Below are 24,371 nucleotides of genomic sequence, written 5' to 3'. Positions count from 1 at the left end.
TTTGAGGAATATATAATGACAGTACGCAACAACAAGGTAATGACGATGAGCGACCGCGTATCTTCTAGTTTTGCCATCTCTGCATTGGCAATGAGTATGGTAGCAATAAGTAGCAGTGCTCATGCTGAGCAGCGTATCAATAACGTCTCTGTGGTACAAACAGCGCCAGCGGTTACCCAAATGCGCTTAGGGTTTGCCGGTAAGCCAGTATTACCTGCTGCCTATCAGCTTGATAATCCAAGCCGTTTGGTATTAGATTTTGAACAAGTGCAAAATGGGCTTGCCAGCCGTTTTAGTGAATATAATGTTGGTATGATCAACGATGTCACTACCCTGAATAGCGACAATACCACGCGTCTGATCGTCGGTCTCAAACAAGCGGGCAATTATACTACCGCTATTGAGGGCAATAATTTGCTGCTAACCATCAGCGACCCTAGTCGTCCGGTGGTTAATCAAGTAGTTACCAATGACCCAGTCCAAGACTTATTAAATGGCAACGCAGCTATCACCACTACTGCGGTAGTGACGCCAATTGTTGAAAGCAGTAGCGTTGCAGTTGCACCAATTAAAACCAAAGTAGTGAAAACTCAAGCAGTTGCAACACAGGCACCTGCTGATACGATGGTAGTGCGCGTCAATCCTTTATTAAGCCCACAGCTTGCCGCCTCACAAGTGAGTAAGCAATATAGTTATGATGGTTTAACGGCGTTTAATTTCACTAAAGGCAATGACGGCGGCGGTAATGTCAGTATTGCACTTGCTAACGAAGCTATTCCAGTAGACGTGCAGCGCCAAGGTAATAAGTTGGTGGTTCGTTTAACGGGTAGCACGGTACCGAGAAACTTGCTGCGCCGCTTGAATGTGAATAGCGGTCTGGTTGATAGTATTGATACCAAAAACCAAGGGCAAAATGGTGTGATCACTATTAATGTCAAAGAAGATTTTGAATATCAGGCTTACCAATCAGGCAATCAATTAAACATCAGTATCAGAAAGCCCGAGCTACTACGCGAGCCGACATTAGAAGAAAAAGTCTATACCGGCGAAGCATTATCGATGGAGTTTCAAGACGTCGAAATCCGTAGTGTTTTAGATATATTGGCCCAGTTTACAGAAATGAATATTGTGGCGAGTGACTCGGTGGCGGGCAACATCACTTTGCGTTTGATTAATGTCCCGTGGGATCAAGCACTAGATATTATTCTAAAGAGTAAGAATCTTGGCAAACGTGAAAATGGCAATGTGATTTTGGTCGCACCTTCGACTGAGCTTGCAGAACAAGAAGCGCGTGAGCTTGAAGCGCAGCAAGCGGTTGAGTCTTATGCACCGCTATGTACAGAATACATTCGCTTAAGCTATGCTAAGGCAGCAGATGTATTGACGCTGATCTCTCAAGGCAGTGGTTCAACAGGTAGTAGCGGTACTGGCAACGCAAACTCTGTTGATAACAATACCTTATTGTCAAACCGTGGTACGGTAACGGTCGATGAGCGTACCAATACCTTGATTATCAAAGATGTGGCTGAAAGCATCGAGAATATTCATAAGCTGATTGGTAAAATTGATATTCCAGTCCGTCAAGTAATGATTGAAGCGCGTATCGTTAGCGCAACCGATAGCTTTAGTAAAGAGATTGGCGTGCGTTGGGGGATTTTATCAAACGGCGCTGCCAATAACCGTAACTTGTTGGTCGGTGGTAGCAATCAGACGCTATGGGACTTAAAAGACTTTGATGTAGAGACGACGACCGTCAATGGTCAAACAGTTTCTTATCCTAAGTATGACATCAGCCGTCCTGATAACTTAAACGTGGATTTAGGGGTTGCCAACCCAGCGGGTAGGATTGCTTTTGGACTGCTTAGCATGTCAGATGTGATGCTCGATCTTGAATTATCAGCCCTACAAGCAGATAACCGCGGTGAAGTGATTTCGACGCCAAAGATTTTGACCGCTGATAAACAAACGGCAAAAGTATCTTCTGGTACGCAAATACCTTATCAAGAAGCCTCGGCCAGTGGCGCGACCACCACCAGCTTTAAAGAAGCGGCATTGAGCTTGGAAGCCACGCCAAACATTACCCCAGACGGTAAAATTGGTTTGCAACTGCTTATCACCAATGGCACACCGACTATCATTAATAATCAGGTTGCGATTGCTGAAGATTCTATTTCAACCAATGTGATTGTGGAAGATGGGCAAACCGTTGTACTGGGCGGCGTCTTTAAAAACCGTAAAAGTAATGGGGTCGATAAAGTACCTTTCTTAGGCGACTTACCTTATGTTGGTCGTGCGTTCCGCAAGGATGTACGTAACAATGCAAAAGAAGAGCTATTGATCTTTGTCACGCCAAAATTGATTAATGATGGTACCAGTCGCCTAAACTAATCTAGCGTTTCATTATTTCATAATAGAAAAAAGCAAGCAGCAACGCTTGCTTTTTTTATGGGTAAGTTTTGTGCCTCCCTATATTTTACTGACAATAATCAATACACGTTACTAGCCAGAATATCCATGACGTTGTATCATACCTAATTTAGCTGAGTGCGTATTATGGTTGAGGAATTACCGTCGGTATTTCTAGTGGGGCCGATGGGAGCGGGAAAGACCACCATTGGCAGATTGCTTGCTAAGCAGTTGGGACGCTCGTTTGTAGACAGTGATTGGTATATCGAGTCGCAAACTGGGGCTGATATTGCTTGGATATTTGCCAAAGAAGGCGAAGCGGGCTTTCGAGAGCGCGAGACGCGTGCCATTGATGAGCTGACGCAGCAAACACAAATTGTCTTAGCAACCGGCGGCGGTGCGGTAATGGCCGCTGAAAACCGAGCGTTTCTTAAAGAGCGCGGCATCGTCGTCTATCTCAATGCTCCGGTGGACGTGCAAATGGCGCGTACTGCAAAAGATAAGTCGCGACCTTTATTACAACAGCCCAACCCTAGAAAAATATTGCAAGATTTATACAGCGCCCGCGACCCCTTATATCGGCAAGTGGCGCATATTATCATGCCGACCGGTCATACTTATCCGCGCCATATGGTCAATCAGTTATTGCAGAAATTAGAAACCTTTTGTGAGTCGACTTCTATTAGCTCAGCACATGAAGAAGATGAATAATAAAAAATGAAATTTCGTTAATGAGCTTAAAAAATATTTATTAAAAATCCGCTAAATTTAACTCAATCCTCATACTTAAGGAGATTTTCATGGCAACGCCACTGTTTCATGCCACCCTAACAGTACAGACGCAAAGTCATGATTATCCTATCGTCATTACTGAAGATAGTAATGCAGGCAACCCTAAAAACATTGTTAGTAATATTACTGAAAATGGCGCTAATGACATTGCTGAAAATGGCGCTAAAAAAAGCAGCATGGCCAGTCAAATCGCGCCTTATATTACCGGTCATCAAGTCCTTATCGTGACTAATGAGACGGTTGCGCCTTTATATTTAAGCGCTTTACAAGAAGAACTTGAAGCAGAGTTTACGGTCAAGGTTTGTGTGCTGCCAGATGGTGAGCAGTATAAAAACCAGGCCAGTATCAATCAGATTTATGATGCGCTGATGGCAGAACACTTTAACCGCGATGTGACTTTAATCGCCCTTGGTGGCGGCGTGGTCGGCGACATGACAGGATTTGCCGCGGCAAGCTTTATGCGTGGGGTCAATTTTATTCAAATCCCAACCACTCTGTTATCACAGGTGGATTCGAGCGTCGGCGGCAAGACCGGCATCAATCATCCGCAAGGTAAAAATATGATTGGCGCATTTTGGCAGCCGCAAATGGTGCTTGCTGATATGAGTACGCTAAAAACCTTGCCCGCGCGTGAGCTATCAGCAGGATTGGCAGAAGTCATCAAGTACGCGCTGATTATGGATGCAGAGTTTTTGACTTGGCTTGAGCACAATTTGCCAGCGATGATGGCGTTAGATTTAGCCGTACTTGGCGAGGCGGTAAAGCGCTGCTGTCAGTATAAAGCCGATATCGTCGCACAAGACGAAAGAGAGTCCGGCGTACGCGCTTTGTTAAACTTCGGTCATACTTTTGGCCATGTGATTGAAACCCATCAAGGCTACGGCAATTGGCTACATGGCGAGGCGGTCGCCGCTGGCATGGTACAAGCGGCTGAGCTGTCGCAAAAAACTGGCTGGTTAACAACTGCGGACGTTGAGCGTATTAAACGCGTACTTACCTTGGCAAATTTGCCGATTACGCCGCCCGCTATTGACGTACAAACGGCATTAGGTTTGATGGGTCATGATAAAAAAGTCAAACACGGACAAATCCGCCTTATTTTGTTAAAATCATTGGGTGAGGCGGTATTGACCAACGATTTTGATGCCAAGCTTTTGACCGAAGTTTTGTCGCAGCATCAATAGTACAAGCTCGTGAAGTATTCAGTAGGTAAGTTGCACGTTTAATTTATCAGTTAATATATAATCGTTAAACGCTTAAAATAATCATTTCAGCCATTTTTAGCTACGATATATTTCGACAATCTTGAGCATTATTTTTTTAAGACCATTATTATATAAAACTCTTTTATAAGTATCTTTTTATAAGTACCCTTTTCCAAGGACCTCTCCATGGCAGCATCACGCTCGACGACTCGCACAGCTGGGCAGAAATATCGCCGTCAAGCACTGATTTGGCTGATAGCAACCCTGCTATTGGGCGTGTTTACCGCCTTAGTTTGGATGTTTAGTCAAACGCCAGCGATAGGTGCTAAGATTGAGAATGAGCCAATATCAGCGCCACAAGCCTCAACCGCTGAGCTTGAGCAGCCGCTAAAGATAGAGTCCTTGCATGAGCTCGATACAGACGTGCAGCCGATTAGTTTTGATACCACGGTTAAAGACTTACGCAGCTATCCTGATGAGTTTAAAGACAAGCGTTATCTGCTCGCTAATAAAGGCAAGTGGACCGTACAGGTGATGAATGTCGCTGAAAATGATGTGATCGTCAGCTATTTAGAAAGCCGAGAAGATCGCGATAAGTTCGCTTATTTCCGCTACCTTGATGAAAATGAGCAGGTGCGTTATATGCTGACTTATGGGCTGATGAGCAGTCCACAAGAGGCGGTCGGTGCCGCGAAGTTGATAGATTTTAAACTGCCTGCAAATGTACGCGTCTTACCTGAAGAGATCAATCGTTACGTCAGTATCATCGATAATTATGAACGTCCAGATCCGGTTAAGGATTTGAGCACCAAGCGCACGCGCAATGTAAACTTGCGCCCAACCAAACGCGAAGTACCAGTACGTCAACAGACACAAACGTCTGATGACAGTAATGGCCAAATGGCAAATAATAATGCCAATCGCGGCGCACAAGATGGCGCTAATGAAAGCATACGTCAGTCAGCTGATACTTCTGACACTTTGACTGTCAATGAAGAGCGGACGGTCGAGATCGAAGGGCAACCAACGACCACGCAATCCTCTACAGATACTAACCGTAAGCCTGAAGCAACCACTGGTAATGCAACAAATAATGGTTCAGGCAATAATAACGCACCGAAAAAACCGCCGGTGGTTGAAGCGCCTAAACCACCGAGCGCCAATGCAAATAGTAACGCCGCCAATAAAAATACCAACGCTGCTGGCAAAAACCCCAATGCCAACGCAGCTGGCAAAAACCCCAATGCCAATGCTAACGCCTCAAAAGGCAATAATGACAGCATCAAAGAGCTGATAGAAGAAAAAAGTAACTAATCTTACTAAGCATGCCGTTTTATAAACGCTCCTGTCGTATTTTATGGCGGGGGCTTTTTTGTGAACGATTTATTCACTATTAAAAAAGCTTAGTAACGCTAATAAAAGCGGCTTTGAATAAGTAATTATTCTCAATAGTTAGTCATTAATGTGTCATTGATAATATATTTTTTTTACAAAATCTAGAGTATGAGTTGACAGAAAAGACTAGATTTTTTAGTCATCATTCACTAAGATAACTGAGGGCGACGTTCTGTATAGTTATCGTAAACTGTTATTTCATACCTCGATATTGTCGTTTCAAGCGCTGCTACTTGCTACCTATTTAAGCTTATCGCAAGTGGCGCAACTCCTCACTTTATCCCGATTGGGATTGTTAAGGCGCTTGAATATAGAGCGTCTCATATTCATATTTAACGGCGGTTTAACCTATTCATCGCCAATTTATCCATAACTTTCTTATCAGCTGCTTTGCTTATTGTCTCTTAAAGAAGTTAAGGCGTCACCGTTTTTATTAACGTTTACGCCGCTCATATTGAGTTTTTAACCGCTAAAACAGACATAAAAGTAAGCAGAGTCCGATAAGGGTTTAGGTATAAATGCTTTAGCGTTAACGTTAAATCAGTAGCTGCGATGGTTATAAAATAAAGAGAGTCGTGATAAGTATTCTTATCACCCTCAAAACGCTTGCATTATTTTCTCCGCTTGCGCTTTATTAATCCGCTTACGTGAATATATTTAGCCCGTTCTGCCCGCGGAGTTTGGTTGCTACTTCATATTGAAAGTATAGGCCGTCCGCTCACTCAAAAGGACAAGCTATGTCAATGATTTCTTCCTCTACGCATTTGGCGGCGCCAGATGACTTCTCTGATAATTGCGGCTTTGGTTTGATAGCTCATATCGAGGGCCAAGCCAGTCACGATTTGGTAAAAACAGCTATTCATAGTCTAAGTTGTATGACCCATCGCGGCGGTGTTGCAGCTGATGGTAAGACTGGCGATGGCTGCGGTTTATTGCTGGCAACGCCGACGGTATTTTTTAGCGATATAGCCGCTGAGCAAGGCTTTACCCTGACTGCTGATTTTGCCGTTGGCATGGTGTTTGTCAGTTTGGATGAGACAAAAGCGCAGTATAGTCAGCAGGTGCTTAATGAAGAGATTGCCGCCCAAGGGTTAGCAGTGGCGGGCTGGCGCGATGTGCCGCTTGATTTAAGTATCGTTGGTGAGATTGGGCGTCAGACATTACCTGGTTTTCAGCAGATATTTGTCAATGCACCAGACGAGATAGCAGCCGATGACTTTAACCGCAAATTATTTGTCGCGCGTAAAAAAGCTGAACAACGCTTGGTTGATGACGAGCTATTTTATGTTTGTTCCTTAAACTGTCAGACCATTATCTATAAAGGTTTGGTCATGCCATCAGATCTGCCAGCGTTCTTTTTAGACTTACAAGATACGCGTTTGGCCTCGCATATCGTGGTCTTCCATCAGCGTTTTTCAACCAATACCTTGCCGCGCTGGCCACTGGCGCAGCCGTTTCGCTATCTGGCGCATAATGGCGAGCTTAATACCATCACAGGCAACCGTAGCTGGTCTGAAGCGCGCACGCCAAAATTAAAGTCTGATAAATTGCCCAATTTAAGTGAATTGACGCCACTGGTGAATAGTACGGGTTCGGATTCATCGAGCTTAGATAATATGCTAGAGGTGCTGATGTCGGGCGGTATGAGTTTATTCCACTCGATGTCAATTCTGGTACCGCCCGCTTGGCAAAATGTCGACAGCATGGATATGGACTTGCGGGCGTTTTATGAATTTTACTCGCAGCATATGGAGGCGTGGGATGGCCCAGCAGGACTAGTGATTCAAGACGGTCGCTATGCGGTATGTATGCTCGACCGTAATGGTCTGCGTCCGTCGCGTTGGGTCACCACCAAAAATGGCTATATCACGGTGGCCTCAGAAGTCGGCGTTTGGGATTATGCGCCAAAAGATGTGCTTGCTAAAGGGCGCGTTGGGCCCGGTCAGATGTTAGTTATCGATACCATGACCGGTCAAATCATGGATACTAAAGCGATTGCGACGTTACTCAAAAAAGCGCATCCATATCGTAAATGGCTGCGCGAAGAAGCAACCCGCATCCGCGATGATGAGCGCTTAGAAGAAGAATTAGCCGCCCAAGCTTGCCGCGGTGAGCCGCTAAAAGCATTGCAAAAAATGTATCATATCACCAATGAAGAGCGCACCGAAATTATCCGTCCTAATGCCGAAAATGCGCAAGAGCCAGTCGGCTCGATGGGCGATGATACGCCGATGGCGGTGCTATCTCAGCAAATTCGTCATGTCGGCGACTTTTTCCGCCAGCAGTTTGCGCAGGTGACCAATCCACCGATAGACCCGTTGCGTGAGTCAATTGTGATGTCGCTACAGACGTGTCTTGGTGCTGAAACCAATGTATTTGCGCCGTCAGCACGCGACGCGCATCGTATTATCTTATCGTCACCGGTTTTATCGGCCAGTAAAATGCAGCAGCTCGAAACCTTGGCTGATCCAGCGTTTCAAATGGCGCGTATCGACTTAAACTACGATACCAATCTTGAGCTAGCAGCCGCTATTAAAGCCATCTGTGAGCAAGTAGCAAATAGCATTCGTGCGGGTTTTACTTTAATTGTCTTGTCTGATAAGAATATCGCAGCCGACAAACTACCTGCCAACGCCATTATGGTCACTGGTGCGGTGCATCATTATTTAATTGCGCAAGGTATTCGTACCGATGCCAATTTAATCGTCGAGACTGGTCTGGCGCGCGATTCACATCAAGTGGCGGTATTGATTGGCTTTGGCGCGACTTGTGTCTATCCATATCTGGCCTATGACGTCATCGATGATTTGGTGGCGACGGGTGAGCTGCTTGGCGATCCGATTCAAGCGCGGGTCAATTTCCGTAAAGGCTTGGATAAAGGGCTGCTAAAAATCTTATCAAAAATGGGTATCTCTACCATTGTCTCTTACCGCGGCGCGCAATTATTTGAAGCGGTGGGGCTTTCTGAAGAAGTGGTAAGCTTATGCTTTAAAGGTGTGCAAAGTCGTATTAAAGGCGCAACCTTTGCCGATTTAGCTGCCGATCAAGCACAATTGGCGGCCAATGCTTTTAAACGCCGTGCGCCACTTGACCAAGGTGGTTTATTAAAATTTGTCTTTAATAAAGAGTACCATGCCTTTAATCCTGACGTAATTAACAGCCTACATACCGCAGTCCGTACCGGCGATTATGACAATTATCGCAATTATGCCGATTTGGTCAATAGCCGTCCCGTAGCAACCTTGCGCGATTTATTACAATTAAAAACCGATAATTCAATCGACGTAAATGACGTCGAGGACATCTCAGAAATTTTATCGCGCTTTGATTCTGCTGGTATGTCTTTAGGAGCATTGTCACCTGAAGCCCATGAAGCGATTGCCATGGCGATGAATACTATTGGCGGGCGCTCAAACTCTGGTGAAGGCGGCGAAGATCCGGTGCGTTATGGTACCTTGCGTAACTCAAAAATTAAGCAAATTGCCTCAGGTCGCTTTGGCGTCACACCGGCGTATCTGCGTTCGGCAGAAGTGCTGCAAATTAAAGTTGCTCAAGGAGCAAAACCGGGTGAGGGCGGTCAGCTGCCGGGCGGTAAGGTTAATGCGCTCATCGCTCGCCTGCGTTATTCGGTACCGGGGGTGACGCTCATATCGCCGCCGCCGCATCATGATATTTACTCTATCGAAGATTTGGCGCAGCTAATTTTTGATTTAAAACAAGTCAATCCAGATGCTTTGGTGTCAGTGAAGCTGGTCTCACGTCCGGGTGTTGGCACCATTGCAACGGGCGTGGCAAAAGCCTACGCTGACCTAATTACCATCTCAGGCTATGATGGTGGCACGGCAGCGTCGCCACTGTCATCTATCCATCATGCTGGCTCGCCGTGGGAGCTGGGGCTTGCTGAAACGCATCAATCGCTTCGGGTCAACGGCTTGCGTGATAAAGTTCGTATTCAAACCGATGGCGGTCTAAAAACGGGTCTTGATGTGGTCAAAGCCGCAATTCTTGGGGCAGAGAGCTTTGGTTTTGGCACCACGCCGATGATTGCCGTTGGCTGTAAATACTTGCGGATTTGCCATCTTAATAACTGCCCAACCGGCGTTGCCACCCAAAAAGCCCAGCTACGTGATGAGCATTTCATCGGTGAAGCAGAAATGCTGATTAACTTCTTTAAATTTGTCGCCACCGAAACGCGCGAATGGCTTGCCGCTCTCGGCGTGCGCAGTATGGAGGAGCTGGTCGGGCGTACCGATTTGCTTGACGTGTTAGAAGGTAATACTGATAAGCAGCGGCATTTGGATTTAACGCCGTTATTATTTAGTCATCCAGCCAGTAGCAGCAAAGCGCAAACTTGTCAGGTGGCGCGTAATGAGCCATTTGATAAAGGCTTGCTCGCTGAGCAAATGATTAACGATATGCTGCTAAGTATCCGTCAAGGTAACGGCGGCGATTATAGCTACGCCGTCGGTAACTGTGATCGCTCTATCGGCGCGCGTATTTCCGGCGAAATTGCGCAGGTCTGGGGCAACCTTGGCATGAGTGATAGACCCATTAAGCTGCATCTAAACGGCACCGCAGGTCAAAGTTTAGGGGTCTGGAATGCGGGCGGTTTGCATATTGAGCTAGAAGGCGATGCCAATGACTATGTTGGTAAAGGCATGGCGGGCGGTGAGATTGTCATTTATCCACCGCAAGATTCAAGCTTTACCACGCATGAAACCGCCATTATCGGCAACACTTGTCTGTATGGCGCTACCGGTGGCAAGTTGTATGCGGCGGGTACAGCAGGCGAGCGTTTCGGCGTACGTAATTCGGGCGCTCATGCGGTTATCGAAGGCACGGGCGACCATTGCTGCGAGTATATGACCGGCGGCATCATTACCGTCCTTGGGCGTACGGGGCTGAATTTCGGCGCAGGCATGACCGGCGGCTTTGCTTATGTCCTCGATATGGATGGTGACTTTTTCGATCGCTGTAATCATGAACTGATTGATTTAAACCGTATCTCAAGCGAGCAAATGGAAGGTCATCGTATTTACTTGCAACAAGTGATTGAAACTCATGTTGAAAAAACGGGCAGTGCGTGGGGGCAAACCATCTTAGCGGACTTTGAGCATTACGCGCGTAAGTTCTATTTGGTAAAACCCAAAGCGGCAAACGTTGCGACCCTGCTTAAAACCACGACGGCTGACCCACAATAAATTGGCTTGGTCAATAATAGGTTTACAAGCAGTTTAATTCATAGGTTTTAAACAGGTAAATGACAACCTCTATCCGTAAATTTGCCTCATTTGGGCTGCAGATATTGGCTGTCGTTACCCACTATAGAAGAGACAATACCATGGCAAAACGCTTAGAAAATAGTTTTCAGTTTTTAGATGTACCGCGCCTTGAGCCGATCAAAAAAGACATCGTTACGCGCTCAACAGAGTTTGTAGAAATTTATCAGCCGTTCGATAGCGAATCAGTAGCGCAGCAATCGCACCGCTGCCTTGAGTGCGGCAATCCATACTGCGAGTGGAAATGTCCGGTACATAATTACATTCCCAACTGGCTTAAATTAGCGGCAGAAGGACAAATATTTCAGGCAGCAGAATTGTGTCATCAAACCAATACTTTGCCTGAAGTTTGTGGCCGTGTCTGTCCGCAAGACCGCTTGTGTGAAGGCGCTTGTACGCTAAACGATGGCTTTGGCGCGGTCACCATCGGCAATGTTGAGAAGTATATCAATGACACCGCTTTTGCCCTTGGCTGGCGCCCTGATATGTCCGAGGTGGTTTGGACGGATAAAAAAGTCGCTATTATTGGCGCAGGGCCTGCAGGACTGGGCTGCGCCGATATCTTAGTCAGAAATGGGGTCAAACCTGTTATCTTTGATAAGCGTCCTGAGATTGGCGGTTTATTAACCTTTGGTATTCCAGAGTTTAAAATGGAAAAAGATGTCATGCGCAATCGCCGTGTCATTTTTGAAGGCATGGGCATGGAGTTCCGTTTAGAGACCGAAATCGGCAGCGACGTCAGTATTGACGAGCTGCTAAGCGAGTACGATGCGGTATTTATGGGCATGGGCACTTATACTTATATGCGCGGCGGCTTTGCAGGCGAAGAGCTAGAAGGCGTCTACGATGCGCTAGATTATTTGATAGCTAACGTCAATCGCTGCAATGACTGGGAAAAAAATCCAGCAGACTATATCGATTTAAAAGGCAAAAAAGTGGTGGTGCTAGGCGGCGGTGATACAGCGATGGACTGTAACCGTAGCAGTGTGCGTCAAGGCGCGCAGCAAGTAGTTTGCGCTTATCGCCGTGACGAAGAAAATATGCCCGGCTCTCGCCGTGAGGTGGTCAATGCGCGCGAAGAAGGCGTTGAGTTTTTATTCAATCGTCAACCGACGAAAATCATTGGTTTAAATGGCAAGGTGAATGCGGTTAAGGTGATTACCACGCATTTGGGCACGCCTGACAGTCATGGTCGCCGCCACCCTGAGCCCATTCCTAACTCAGAAGAAATCATCCCGTGTGATGCGGTTATTCTGGCTTTTGGTTTCCGTCCTAGCCCGGCCGATTGGTTTGCCAGTCAGCAAGTGACAATGGACACGTCAGGTCGAGTCGTCGCCGCCGAAAAACAAACCTTTAAATTCCAAACCAGTAACCCAAGAATATTTGCCGGTGGCGATATGGTGCGCGGCTCTGATTTGGTGGTGACAGCGATTTGGGAAGGTCGTGAAGCGGCAGAAGGTATTTTGGATTTCTTAGAAGTCTAGCTTTTAGAAGTCTAGTATTTAGCTGTTGGCAGTTATCAATAGCCAAACACGCTTTTCCAATATTTTTCTGGTTATGTGCTAGTATCTTTACACCTTTAACGCCTTTTCTCTTTTAACAGATAAAAGGCGTTATTTTTTTGATAATTGTTTTATGAATGGTTAAGCTAGCAGTTATCATTTAAGCCACTTTTTATTTATTATAAGAGACGCCCTGCGTGAAACCGACTTTTTGGCAACGATTTACCGTGCCGTTTGTAGAGCCTTACGCCCGCTATCAGCATGCCGATGTTTTGCATGCCATACGTTTGGGCGTGGCCGTGCTTATTGCCCTGTTGTTAAATGAGTTTACCCACTTACCGCATGGTGAATGGACGACCATCACCGTGTTTGTGATATTGGGTTTGTTGCAGTATCAAGGGGCGATTTATACCAAGGCCAAAGAGCGCATACTCGGCACTTTATTAGGTGTGGTGGTCGGGCTGAGCTTTTTATGGTTGATTCAAGATACCGGTGGCTGGCTATGGTTATATTACGGGCTAATTGGTATTATCAGCGGTATTATTGGCTACGTGGCGGTTAAGCAGTTGGGTTATATCGGGCTGCTAACGGGCATTACCATGCTGATGATTGTCTCAAGCCCCGACCATAGCAATATCACCCAAGACGGTCTGTATCGCGCAATTAATATCTTACTTGGCGCAGGGGTTGCGGTCGCTGCGACCTTGATTTTACCGCTGAAATCAACGCTAATGTGGCGGTTTTTATTGGCCAGTAACCTTGAAACCTGCGGTAATTTATACGCTGGAGTGGGCAATCATATTGATGCCGAGATTTTAGTACCAAAACCCTTTAAATATAGTAAGGCGACCAGTTCAGCCAGTATTATTTACCCAAAAAACCCCTCTGTACCAGATACACCAGTGAATAAAGCCTTGGTCAAAGCGCTGCAAAAGATCAATAAGCGCCTGCTTGCCGTACGTCCGCATATCGCCGCCACAGCGAGCGAATCTGGGATTGAAAAAGAAACGCTAGAGACCATTCAGCGTACCCATCGCAATATTATTGGTACGATTGATTTATTATTAAGTGCCGCGCCGCGCTTGGCAAACATCGAGATTGACGATGAAAACCATATTTTACTGATTCATTATCAGCACGAATTAACCCAAGCGATGCAGCATATGGCGGCAGTATTACGTAGTCCAAATGATGAAGTGTTTCGCCCGATTACCCGTATCGCGGTATCAGAATATCCAAGTGTGGAAAACTTAGGCTTTGAATGGCAAGGTTATTTTTGGCTCACCCAAACGCTGCAAGTACAGTTACAGCGGCTTAGTGAATTATTGCAAACCACCAAGCCGCAGTGGTTTGCTGCCTCTGGGTTGCGCTATCAGCGCCGCGAGCAGCGCCGTATTGAACATAAAGGTAGCGAAACCGATTTGCACTTATAAATAAAAGACAAATAAAAGAAAAGACAAATAAAAAACGCTGACTTAATAAAGGCAGCGTTTTTTGGATAGATAATAGGTATCTAAAACAGCAATCAATAAATGCGTATTAATTTACAGAATTAACGCCCCGTTTTAAGCTTATCCCAATACTGCTGATACACTTGCAACGCTTCATCACCGACATCTTCTTGAAACTCCGCTTTTGCTAGCACCTCTTTGCTTGGATAAATGGTTGGATTGTTGCGCACCTCTTCTGGCATCAGCTCACGCGCGGCCATATTCGGTGATGCGTAACCAATCTCTTCGCTGACGATTTTAGAGTTCTCAGGACGCAGTAAGTAGTCGATAAATTTGTGCGCCGCATCCACCTGTTTGGCATTTTTTGGAATAACAAAGTTGTCCATCCAAAGAATAGCCCCTTCAGTTGGGTATTTATACACCAAGCTGGTCAAGCCTTCGTTATTGGCGATGATGGCTTCACCATTCCAGCTCATACCAACCGTGGTTTCCCCTTCCATATACGGCATGCGTGAAGCATCCGAGTTAAAGGTTTTTACATTTGGCATCAAGGTCGTTAGCTTCTCGTAAGCGGCTTTGATTTCTTCAGGGTTTTTACTATTACCTGAATAGCCCAAGGTTAAGAGCGCCATGCCAAACACTTCGCGCATGTCATTCATCAGCATCACTTGACCTTTATACTCAGGACGCCATAAGTCATTCCAGCTATTTACGGTTGCAGGATCGACCGCTTCGCCATTGATGGCAAGACCGGTGCTGCCCCACATATAAGGAATCGAGTATTTGTTTTCTGGATCAACCTTGGTATTGGTAAAGGAGGTATCAAGATTTTTAAAGTTGCTTAATTTGGATTTATCAAGCTCTTGTAGCAGTCCTTCTTTGGCCATTTTTTCCACATAATACGTCGATGGAATCGCTAAATCGTATTGGCTAGAATCATCAAGCAATTTAAGCTTAGCGTACATAGCTTCGTTAGAATCAAAAGTAGTGTAATTGACTCGAATGCCAGTCTCTTTGGTAAAACCATCAAGAATTTCTTGCGGCATATATTCCGACCAGTTATACAGGTTTAACGTTTCTGCACTGGTCGCAGCGCCATCGGTAGCGGCGTTATCTGATTTACTACAGCTCACAAGTGCGAGCCCAACCGCCACGGCTAATAAGGCTTTTGGAAGCATGCGAGCGCTACGAGCGGCAGCGCGCGACGATGATAAATGAGTCAAAATATCTCTCCTAAAATAAGAATGGTGCAAAGCAAGAAAACCCGTAAAACAGGCGCGATGCTAAATTTACAGCTATGTAAACCATTATGGCTATGATTGCGCATAATTTAAAGGGCAATCGTGCATAGCGTTTTTGCTAGTATCGTTACAGCTAAGGCGATTAAAAATAATATGCCAAATGATCATAAATGATGACAAATGCCGCTTTGTATTATGCTTGATTTAACAATAGCCTTTTATAGAATAAACAGATTTACCATAGCGTCGTAATCAAAAAGGCGACATGATAGGCGCGTTTTATGCCACTATAGTTACCGCATGAGACTTTAAACAATAAAAATAAGACAATTTTACCCAATTTGATTGAATTAAAAGAGGAAGACAATGAATAATCGTGTACGCGCTGGGATAGTGATGGCTTTAATTGGCATTATAGGTTTTATGATTATATTTAATTCGGGCTCGCCAACCTCAATTCTGAATTGGCCAGTTGAAACTTATCTGGGTTTGGCATTTACCATTGGCTGGTTAAGCCACGTACCAAATTGGCTGGCTTATGTGCTCGCAGCGTTGGTAATTATTTTAATCATCGTCGGATTTTATAAAGTCGGTAGCTGGCTTTATGGTTTGATGGCTAAGCGTCGTTAAATAGCGTCGTTAAATTCTGCTAGGACGTGCTCTTCTTTTAAAAATGAGGACACGCCTTATATAAATAGCGGTTTTTATAAACTATTTATCAAGACGCTATATGAAATTGCTTGAGTACCGACTGGATGCCACGCTCTTCAATCGTACCCGTGACAAAATCCGCGCGCTCAATCAACGCAGGCTGGGCATCGCCCATCGCTACTGCATAGCCGACCAAATCAAACATCTCTAAGTCATTCATGCCATCGCCAAACGCCATGCATTCGGTTGCATCTACGCCATAATAGCGACAGACGTCTTTGATACCGCGCGCTTTAGAAGCATTGGCGGGCAGGATATCTGCGCCGATATGATGCCAATGTACCAGTTTTAAATCGTCCTGTGCAAAGTCGATATCTTGCATTTTATCGAATTGATTGTTAAAAAACACTGAGCATTGATAAACGGGGTTTGATTGATAATAGAGTGGATCCACGATAGAGTTGGGCGTTTTGGCATTAAAATCACGCAAACGCTCGTTTTCGCCTGACCAAGCAATGTGGGTCGCCGAGTCAAACTTATGAATCAGCTGACTGGTTTGGCATAACTGCACAATTTTGTCCGCTTGCTCAGCAGACAATGGATAATGGCTAATCAAGCCTTTATTATCAAAACTATATTGTCCATTCATACAAATAATGGCATCTAAGACATCCGCTTCGAGCAAGGCTAAAATATCCGCTGGCAATATCGCTTTAGAGCGTCCGGTCGAAATCACCAATTTAATATCAGTTTTGGCCAGCGCCTCAAGCGTCGCTTGGTTGTGCGTAGCGATGATGCCATTACGGCTGAGCGTGTCATCAATGTCAAAAAATATTACTTTCGGCACTGGTAACGCCTGATTGATATTGGCTGGCGCCGCCTTATCTACAATAAACATGAGTATCCTTTATATTTAAAAACCGACTGTATAGGTATTCAAAGCAAGTATAGAAAGTCGTTGGAACTTGCTGAATAATTTTAAATGTAGGGTGCGTCCAGCGCATTATTTCCATACTTTATTAATCTTATCGGTGCGTGGAACGCACCCTACTAACACTCAACTTGTTAGATTGTAAAAGCTAAAAACCCATAAAGTACATCTATGAGTATCATCACTCTTATCGATAAGTTACTCATTGACAAACGATAAAAGGCTTTGAGCGAATTCGAATTGTAGGCCAAGTCTATATGCGTCATCATCAGACCAACCTAAATCTTTTAAAGACCTAATAACTAATTCAACGTCAATTTGTTTATGAGTTTTATGGACTAAATATAAGAACCGAAACCACCTTTCTTCGTCTAATGGATGTCCAGCAAGAGTCGACTTGTTTGCTAATCTTGAAAATCTCTCAAGAGCTTCTTTTGTTTCAGAATTAAAAGTACTTTCTAAAAAGTTAATATTTTCTGAATTCATAAGATTTTTTCCAATAAAGTTTATACGATAAAGTATTTTTCTTACTAAAGAACCATAAACTACCCAATCTCAACACTCGTCACATTCTGAAAGCCTCTTGGCAACTGTCCACCGCGATTACCGCGAGTGCCCGTATAATTAGCCAAATCATTAGGCTTTAGCGTCACATGGCGTTTGCCAGCAGTGATGATTAAGCTGTCTTGCTGACTGAGTGGCGTGATGGCAAGTACTTCTTCACCGTCTTTTAATTTGATCAGCTTATTACCCTTACCACGTGCCTGTTCAGGCAAATCATCAAGGGCAAATATCAATAGATAGCCCGCATTGGTCACGACAGCGAGATGGTCAGGTGTGGCTGTTACCGCTTCACTATTATCGCCATTAGCTTCTGCATTAGCATCAATCTGCGCAACAGGTAGCAAGCGGCTATCAGTTGCTAGGTTGATGATGTTTTTACCCGCTTTTTGATTGCTATCGAGATTGCCAACGGTGTTGATAAAACCATAACCTGCTGAACTTGCGAGGATGATGCGTTGGTTATTATCTCCCGTTAATAGCTGCTCAAAACTGGCGCCCGCTGGCGGTTTGAGTACGCTGGTCAGCGGATCGCCTTGACCACGAGCCGATGCGAGGCTATGGGCGTCGATACTATAGCTGCGCCCAGTGCTGTCGAGCACGTAGATTCTCTCATTGGATTTAGCACGTACATGCGCTTGATAGCTATCACCTGAGCGATAAGTCATGCCGGCAGCATCGACGTCATGACCTTTGGCAGCGCGAATCCAGCCCGCTTTCGATAGGATGGCAGTGACAGGCTCGCTTGGTACGAGGTCAGACTCTTTTAACGCTTGCGCTTCTTCGCGTTCTGCCAATTGCGATACGCGCTCGTTGCCGTGTTCCTTCATGTCGGCGCTAAGCTCATCAATCATCAGATTGGTCAGGCTGTCTGGATTGTCCAAGTATTCTTGAATGATGGCACGTTCGGCAGCCAGTTCATCTTGCTCGCGGCGCAGCTCAATCTCTTCTAGTCTTGCCAGCTGGCGCAGACGAATATCTAAGATAGCATTGGCTTGGATTTCAGTCAGATCATAGCCTTGCATCAATGATAATTTTGGATCGTCTTCTTCACGAATGATACGAATGACTTCATCGATATTGAGATAAGCAATCAGCAAGCCTGCGAGGATATGTAAGCGTTTATCAATTTTATCGAGGCGATATTGCAGACGGCGGGTGACCACGGAGCGGCGACAGACAAGCCATTCTTCAAGGATTTCTTTGAGGTTTTTGACCTGCGGCTTACCATTTAAGCCAATCATATTCATGTTGACGCGGTAATTACTCTCAAGGTCAGTACTGGCAAATAAATGACTCATGACACGCTCAACATCGACGCGCGATGAACGTAGTTCAAGTACGATACGGCAAGCGTTTTCGTGGTCTGATTCGTCATGGATATCCGTTACCCATGGCAACTTTTTATCCATCATGAGTTTAGCGATTTGCTCTTGAATTTTATTGCCTGACACTTGATAGGGAAGCGCGTCGATGATGACTAAATTCTTCTCTTTTGGGTCAATATGGAAAGTGGCGCGCATTTTATAACTGCCGCGACCGCTTTCATACATTGCCTGCAAGTCTTTTTTACTGGTGATGATTTCAGCAGGCGTTGGCAAATCCGGTGCGGGTATCGATTGGGTCAATTGCTTCACCGATAAATCAGGATTTTTAAGCAAACGAATTGCCGCCCGTACCACTTCATTAAGGTTATGCGGCGGAATATCGGTCGCCATACCGACGGCGATACCCGTCGTACCATTCAATAAAATATTGGGTAGGCGCGCGGGCAGGGTGACCGGCTCTTGCATGGTGCCATCGAAGTTATCTTGCCAATCGACCGTGCCTTGACCAAGCTCGGCAAGCAAGGTATTGGCATAAGCCGACATTTTAGCTTCGGTATAACGCATGGCAGCAAAGGATTTGGGATCATCAGGGCTACCCCAGTTGCCTTGACCTGTAATCAGCGGATAGCGATAACTAAACGGCTGCGCCATCAGCACCATCGCTTCATAACAAGCGCTATCGCCATGAGGGTGGTATTTACCCAGCACGTCACCGACCGTACGTGCGGATTTTTTGGCTTTGGCAGACGATTTTAGCCCAAGCTCGCTCATCGCATAAACGATACGGCGCTGCACAGGTTTTAGACCGTCAGCGATATTGGGCAATGCGCGATCCATGATGACGTACATGGCGTAGTTGAGATAGGCTTGCTCGGTGAATTCCGCCACGGAGCGGGTATCCATCGGTTCATTAGGAATAATAGGGTCAATCGTATGATCAATAACATCGGACATAAAATAGGGTTCGCTTTTGATTCTTAAAAGAGGTTTTCAATCAGTTTATATCGATAAAATAGGGAAAAATAAGATAGTGCTATCGTAAAGGATATTGGCAAAATTAAAAAGGGATAAGTCAGAATAGACGACAGGTCGTGACGCGCTTGATATAACAGCTTTAATATCAAATATTGAGAATGAAGTGTTGAGCAAAGTAAAAATGTGCCGGTTTTATAATTTTAGAAATGGTGGAAAATAGTGAAAAAACTGATAAATTTCTTAATAACAAATAAAAGTTTATTATATAAATAGTCGTAATTATAGCCAATTTTAGTATTTAAGTCACTGATATTAATAAAGATAGATATCGTCAAGTAAGTTTAAGAACTCAAGTTTCAATCTTTTGTATTGAGTAGTTTGTATAAAGTGTGTATGTTAATCAACAAAGGGCTATTTACCGCTATATTGTTGATCCTTCGCCATATTTTATATCGTCAGCCGCCGCCATTACTTACGTTATATCAATGGTTGGTTGTACGGCGATGTTAGATATGTTTGACCTTTTCGATTATGGATGGATTGATACCAGCACACTATTATTAGGAGCAGTAAGATTATGGAAAATCAAGGTAACGTAATTCGTCGCGATGACAAACCGTGGGTAAAAACTTACGAAAAACTTGGCATCCAATACGATATTGATATGCCGCCCGCCAACACTTCTTTGATCGATATCCTCGAACAGAATTTCGTTACCCATGCAGGTCGTACCGCTTTTGTGTGCATGGATGTGACACTTTCTTATGAAGATTTAGACCGTTATAGCAAACAAATTGCCGCGTATCTACAGTCGCTTGGTTTACAAAAAGGCGATAAAGTAGCGGTTATGATGCCCAATATCTTGCAGCTACCGGTTGCTGTATTAGGGGTGTTACGCGCTGGCATGACCTTGGTCAATGTCAATCCACTTTATACCACCAAAGAGCTTGAGCATCAGTTAAAAGACTCTGATACCAAAGTGCTATTCATCCTAGAAAACTTTGCCAAAACCTATCAAGACATCGGTAAAGACTTGGTTGATCACGTCGTCATTACCTCGATGGGCGATTTGATGAGCCCGTTAAAAGGCTTTATCGTGAATGCAGTCGTGCGCCATGTCAAAAAACTGGTGCCTGATTATAAGGTTAACGGTAGCGTAAACTTTAAAAAAGCACTTAATAAATTGTCTGTCAAAAACTATAAACGCCCAACCAATATCGGTCTTGATGACGTGGCGGTCCTACAATATACAGGTGGAACCACAGGTGTTGCCAAGGGCGCGATGCTGACGCACGGCAACTTGGTCGCCAACCTTATTCAATGTGATACTTATCTTGGCGATGCGTTTGATAAGTTCCAAGAGCGTAACGAGCAGCCGGTCATTATGACCGCCTTGCCGCTGTATCATATTTTCTCATTTACCGTTTGCGGTATGTACGGTTTATATAGAGGTTGTATCGGCTTATTGGTACCAAATCCACGTGATGGCGCAAGCTTAATCAAGGCTTATAAGGACTATCCACCGGCGTTTTTCCCAGCGGTCAACACGCTGTTTAACGCGCTTGCCAACAGCGAAGCCTTTCAAGCATTGGACCATAGCAAGCTTGAGATGTCGATGGGCGGCGGCATGGCAGTATTAAAAGACACCGCGGCTAAGTGGGAAAAAATAACCGGCAATATTATCGTCCAAGGTTATGGCTTATCAGAGACATCTCCTGTCGCGTCGGCAAACCCGCAAGGTACCGGCGAGTTCTCAGGAAATATCGGTCTACCGATGCCAGCGACTGACATGGCCATTTTGGACGAAGAAGGTAATGAGTTGCCAATTGGTGAGCGCGGCGAAATCTGTGTTCGTGGTCCGCAGGTTATGAAGGGCTACTGGAAACGCGAAGACGCGACGGCTGAGGTCATGACGGCGGATGGCTATTTCCGTACCGGCGATATCGGCGTGATGAATGAAGAAGGTTACTTTAAGATTGTCGATCGCAAAAAGAATATGATTTTGGTCTCAGGCTTTAACGTTTATCCAAACGAAGTAGAAGATGTGATGTCTGGTCATCCAAAGATTTTGGAATGCGGCGTTATCGGTATCGACGATGAAAAAAGCGGCGAAGTGCCGAAGATTTTTGTTGTGCGTAGTGATAGTAGCCTGACCGAAGAGGAAGTGCTTGCTTATGCCAAAGAAAACCTCACCGGTTATAAGCGTCCTCGTTATGTTGAATTTATCGACGAGCTGCCAAAGTCTAACGTCGGTAAGATTTTACATAAAGACTTACGCGCCCTAGAAGAAAAGAAACACGCTTAAACCGTTTCATATAATAAATAACCTAATACCAAATTTAGCGGGCTTTTTATAGCGCTTTATCAATACTGAGCATTGATAAAAATATCTTGATATTTGATAGGCGAATGGTGAAAGATGATAAGGTCTTATGCAAATGACCTTATCATCTTTTTTGTTTTTCTATAAGGGTTTGCTAGTATTCATAGAGAACTGGGCGCAAAACTGCTATAGTTCTTGCCCATAAATACTCTATTTAACAGGTGTATTTGACGATAAATGTAGAATATTATCGTCATAAATACCCTTAGACATGCTCTATATGTCTCGAGATTTTTAACTTAAAAGTTTGTGAATGACAAATTCTCTTGAATAAGCAGTTTCTTATGTCATAAGACTTCTTATTCACAAGTTTTTGCTTTTATAACTCAGTGATTGTAAACCACGGTGATTCTATTTAATAAATTTTGATAGCAACTTACTAACAGTAATATTTAGGGAAGATTATGACGGACAGTACCAATAAAGAAGCCAAAAACCATAACGCTGCGGCAGATAGTCAATCAATGGTTGAAAATACCTTTCCTACCATGCCGACGATAGATAGCGACAGTCCGTGGTTAGGCGCGTATGAGCGCTATGGCATCAATGCAACCATCGATATGCCAGAAGACAATACGTCTTTACTGGAAGTGTTCGAACGTAATTTTAGCCGTTATGGGCAAAAACCTGCTTATATTTGCATGGGTTCATCAATCACCTTTAAGCAATTAGATTTATACAGCCGCCAAATCGCCAGTTATTTGCAGTCATTAGGATTGGTCAAAGGTGACAAAGTTGCCGTTATGATGCCCAACATCTTGCAGTATCCTATTGTGATGCTCGGTATCATCCGCGCTGGCATGATTTTGGTCAACGTTAACCCGCTATATACCAGTCGCGAGTTGTCGCATCAGCTAAACGATAGCGGTGCCAAAGCGTTATTTATCGTTGAGAATTTTGCCAAAACTTACCAAGAAGCCGAAGACAAAGGTCAAGTGCAGCACGTTATCGTCTGTAAATTGGGCGATATGCTTGGTTTGGTCAAAGGCACCGTCGTCAATCTTGTTGCGCGCCACGTGAAAAAAATGATTCCGGCTTACCGCTTGCCCGGTAGCACGAGCTTCAAACACGCGTTAAATGCTGTCTCTGCGAGTAAATATAAGCGTCCTGATTTAAACTTAAGCGATGTCGCTTTATTACAATATACCGGCGGTACCACCGGTGTTGCCAAAGGCGCGATGCTGTCACACGGCAACTTAGTCGCCAACATGCTCCAAATCAGTGTCTTAATGAATAGCGCCTTCAACGACGATGTCGATGCCGATGACGTGATTTTGACCGCGCTGCCGCTATACCATGTGTTCTCGTTTATGGTTTGCGGTATGTACGGCATGTATCAAGGTTATGCTGGCTTGCTGATTCCAAATCCGCGTGATTTGGATGGCTTGATTAAAGAGATGGCGAAATATAAACCGGCATTTATCCCGGCGGTAAATACCTTATTTAACGGTTTGGTGCATAAAGAAGGTTTTGCTGATTTAGATTTCTCTAATCTGAAAGCCTCGATTGGCGGCGGTATGTCGGTCTTGCCAAGCGTGGCAAAAGAGTGGCATAAAATCACTGGCTTGCCCATCGTTGAAGGGTACGGTTTGTCGGAAACCTCACCAGTAGTGGCCTTTAACCCGATGACCATCTCTGAATTTACCGGTAAAATTGGTATTCCTGCTTCTAGCACCGACATTATTTTAATCGATGATGATGAAAATGAAGTTGCACTCGGCGACCGCGGCGAAATCTGTGTCAAAGGGCCACAGGTGATGATTGGTTATCAAAACCGCCCACAAGAAACGGCTGAAACCTTTACCGCCAAAGGTTTTTTGAAAACGGGCGATATCGGTATCATGGACGAAAAAGGCTTTATCAAAATCGTTGATCGCAAAAAAGATATGATTTTGGTGTCAGGCTTTAACGTCTATCCAAATGAAATCGAAGAAGCCATGAGTGAGCATCCGAATGTGGTAGAATGCGGCGTTATCGGCATTCCTAACGATGAGCGCGGCGAAGATCCTAAGCTGTTTGTAGTCAAAAAAGGCGAGGTAACCGAGCAAGAGCTGATTGATTTTGGCAAAAAGCAATTAACTGGTTATAAGCGTCCGCGTCATATTCAGTTCGTGGATGAATTACCAAAATCAAACGTCGGTAAAATCCTGCGTAAAGAATTGCGTAAGATGGAAGGGTTAGAATAAGGTTGGCAGCAGACCTTTAACACTAAACTTTTGGCATCAAACTTTTAGCACTAAATCTTGCGAAAGTAGCGGCGTAATAGCTTGG

14 protein-coding genes are annotated in these 24,371 nt (G+C 44.8%); 10 read left to right on the top strand and 4 right to left on the bottom strand.

Features of this window, described 5'->3' with window-relative positions; translation table 11 throughout:
- Positions 1-15: 15 nt before the first annotated feature.
- The 7 genes from pilQ to JFC07_RS06855 all read left to right on the top strand — a co-directional run bounded on the left by pilQ (position 16) and on the right by JFC07_RS06855 (position 14,012).
- A complete protein-coding gene (gene pilQ, locus JFC07_RS06885; protein WP_198328723.1) occupies positions 16-2,388 on the top strand; it encodes a type IV pilus secretin PilQ in 2,373 nt (790 codons plus the stop codon).
- A gap of 165 nt (positions 2,389-2,553) precedes the next feature.
- On the top strand, positions 2,554-3,117 hold the full coding sequence (aroK, locus tag JFC07_RS06880) for a shikimate kinase AroK (protein WP_068405099.1): 564 nt from the start codon (positions 2,554-2,556) through the stop codon (positions 3,115-3,117).
- Positions 3,118-3,206: 89 nt separating this feature from the next.
- Entirely contained in the window at positions 3,207-4,382 is a 1,176-nt protein-coding gene (gene aroB, locus JFC07_RS06875; RefSeq protein ID WP_198328722.1) for a 3-dehydroquinate synthase, read from the top strand.
- 207 nt (positions 4,383-4,589) lie between these two features.
- Complete coding sequence (locus JFC07_RS06870; RefSeq protein WP_068405103.1) at positions 4,590-5,717, top strand: hypothetical protein; 1,128 nt, start codon at positions 4,590-4,592, stop codon at positions 5,715-5,717.
- An 818-nt stretch (positions 5,718-6,535) separates the two neighbouring features.
- Complete coding sequence (gene gltB, locus JFC07_RS06865) at positions 6,536-10,999, top strand: glutamate synthase large subunit (RefSeq protein WP_198328721.1); 4,464 nt, start codon at positions 6,536-6,538, stop codon at positions 10,997-10,999.
- A gap of 140 nt (positions 11,000-11,139) precedes the next feature.
- Positions 11,140-12,561, top strand: a complete 1,422-nt coding sequence (locus JFC07_RS06860) for a glutamate synthase small subunit GltD family protein (protein WP_102077735.1) — start codon at positions 11,140-11,142, stop codon at positions 12,559-12,561.
- 215 nt (positions 12,562-12,776) lie between these two features.
- Entirely contained in the window at positions 12,777-14,012 is a 1,236-nt protein-coding gene (locus JFC07_RS06855) for an FUSC family protein (protein WP_198328720.1), read from the top strand.
- Between the two features lie 119 nt (positions 14,013-14,131).
- On the opposite strand, the gene JFC07_RS06850 is transcribed toward JFC07_RS06855, so the two are convergent.
- Entirely contained in the window at positions 14,132-15,253 is a 1,122-nt protein-coding gene (locus JFC07_RS06850) for an ABC transporter substrate-binding protein (protein WP_068405109.1), read from the bottom strand.
- Between the two features lie 384 nt (positions 15,254-15,637).
- On the opposite strand from JFC07_RS06850, the gene JFC07_RS06845 reads away from it, so the two are divergent.
- Positions 15,638-15,901, top strand: coding sequence for a hypothetical protein (locus JFC07_RS06845; protein WP_068405111.1), 264 nt, complete (start codon positions 15,638-15,640; stop codon positions 15,899-15,901).
- A gap of 88 nt (positions 15,902-15,989) precedes the next feature.
- On the opposite strand, the gene JFC07_RS06840 is transcribed toward JFC07_RS06845, so the two are convergent.
- From JFC07_RS06840 to parC, 3 genes are all read right to left on the bottom strand, one after another.
- The gene (locus tag JFC07_RS06840; protein WP_068405113.1) at positions 15,990-16,820 is read right to left on the bottom strand and encodes a Cof-type HAD-IIB family hydrolase; all 831 of its coding nucleotides are present in this window, start codon (positions 16,818-16,820) and stop codon (positions 15,990-15,992) included.
- A 231-nt stretch (positions 16,821-17,051) separates the two neighbouring features.
- On the bottom strand, positions 17,052-17,339 hold the full coding sequence (locus JFC07_RS06835) for a hypothetical protein (protein ID WP_193032070.1): 288 nt from the start codon (positions 17,337-17,339) through the stop codon (positions 17,052-17,054).
- 59 nt (positions 17,340-17,398) lie between these two features.
- Entirely contained in the window at positions 17,399-19,696 is a 2,298-nt protein-coding gene (gene parC / locus JFC07_RS06830; RefSeq protein WP_068403640.1) for a DNA topoisomerase IV subunit A, read from the bottom strand.
- 598 nt (positions 19,697-20,294) lie between these two features.
- Between parC and JFC07_RS06825 the strand changes: the two genes are divergently transcribed.
- Complete coding sequence (locus JFC07_RS06825) at positions 20,295-22,022, top strand: AMP-binding protein (protein ID WP_191690247.1); 1,728 nt, start codon at positions 20,295-20,297, stop codon at positions 22,020-22,022.
- A gap of 542 nt (positions 22,023-22,564) precedes the next feature.
- Positions 22,565-24,286, top strand: coding sequence for an AMP-binding protein (locus JFC07_RS06820; RefSeq protein ID WP_369811293.1), 1,722 nt, complete (start codon positions 22,565-22,567; stop codon positions 24,284-24,286).
- Positions 24,287-24,371 lie beyond the last annotated feature (85 nt).

Origin of the sequence: Psychrobacter faecalis (assembly GCF_016107575.1) — a bacterium.
Taxonomy (GTDB): domain Bacteria; phylum Pseudomonadota; class Gammaproteobacteria; order Pseudomonadales; family Moraxellaceae; genus Psychrobacter; species Psychrobacter faecalis.
The sequence above is the reverse complement of the archived record's forward strand: the minus strand, read 5'-3'. Positions and strand labels throughout refer to the sequence as shown.

What these genes read in the sequence shown, in the direction of transcription:
- aroK (WP_068405099.1), top strand. Translation starts at nt 2,554, where the DNA reads ATGGTTGAGGAATTACCGTCGGTATTTCTAGTGGGGCCGATGGGAGCG.
- JFC07_RS06820 (WP_369811293.1), top strand. Translation starts at nt 22,565, where the DNA reads ATGGTTGAAAATACCTTTCCTACCATGCCGACGATAGATAGCGACAGT.
- JFC07_RS06840 (WP_068405113.1), bottom strand. Translation starts at nt 16,820, where the DNA reads ATGTTTATTGTAGATAAGGCGGCGCCAGCCAATATCAATCAGGCGTTA.
- parC (WP_068403640.1), bottom strand. Translation starts at nt 19,696, where the DNA reads ATGTCCGATGTTATTGATCATACGATTGACCCTATTATTCCTAATGAA.
- aroB (WP_198328722.1), top strand. Translation starts at nt 3,207, where the DNA reads ATGGCAACGCCACTGTTTCATGCCACCCTAACAGTACAGACGCAAAGT.
- JFC07_RS06825 (WP_191690247.1), top strand. Translation starts at nt 20,295, where the DNA reads ATGGAAAATCAAGGTAACGTAATTCGTCGCGATGACAAACCGTGGGTA.
- JFC07_RS06860 (WP_102077735.1), top strand. Translation starts at nt 11,140, where the DNA reads ATGGCAAAACGCTTAGAAAATAGTTTTCAGTTTTTAGATGTACCGCGC.
- JFC07_RS06835 (WP_193032070.1), bottom strand. Translation starts at nt 17,339, where the DNA reads ATGAATTCAGAAAATATTAACTTTTTAGAAAGTACTTTTAATTCTGAA.
- gltB (WP_198328721.1), top strand. Translation starts at nt 6,536, where the DNA reads ATGTCAATGATTTCTTCCTCTACGCATTTGGCGGCGCCAGATGACTTC.
- JFC07_RS06845 (WP_068405111.1), top strand. Translation starts at nt 15,638, where the DNA reads ATGAATAATCGTGTACGCGCTGGGATAGTGATGGCTTTAATTGGCATT.
- pilQ (WP_198328723.1), top strand. Translation starts at nt 16, where the DNA reads ATGACAGTACGCAACAACAAGGTAATGACGATGAGCGACCGCGTATCT.
- JFC07_RS06870 (WP_068405103.1), top strand. Translation starts at nt 4,590, where the DNA reads ATGGCAGCATCACGCTCGACGACTCGCACAGCTGGGCAGAAATATCGC.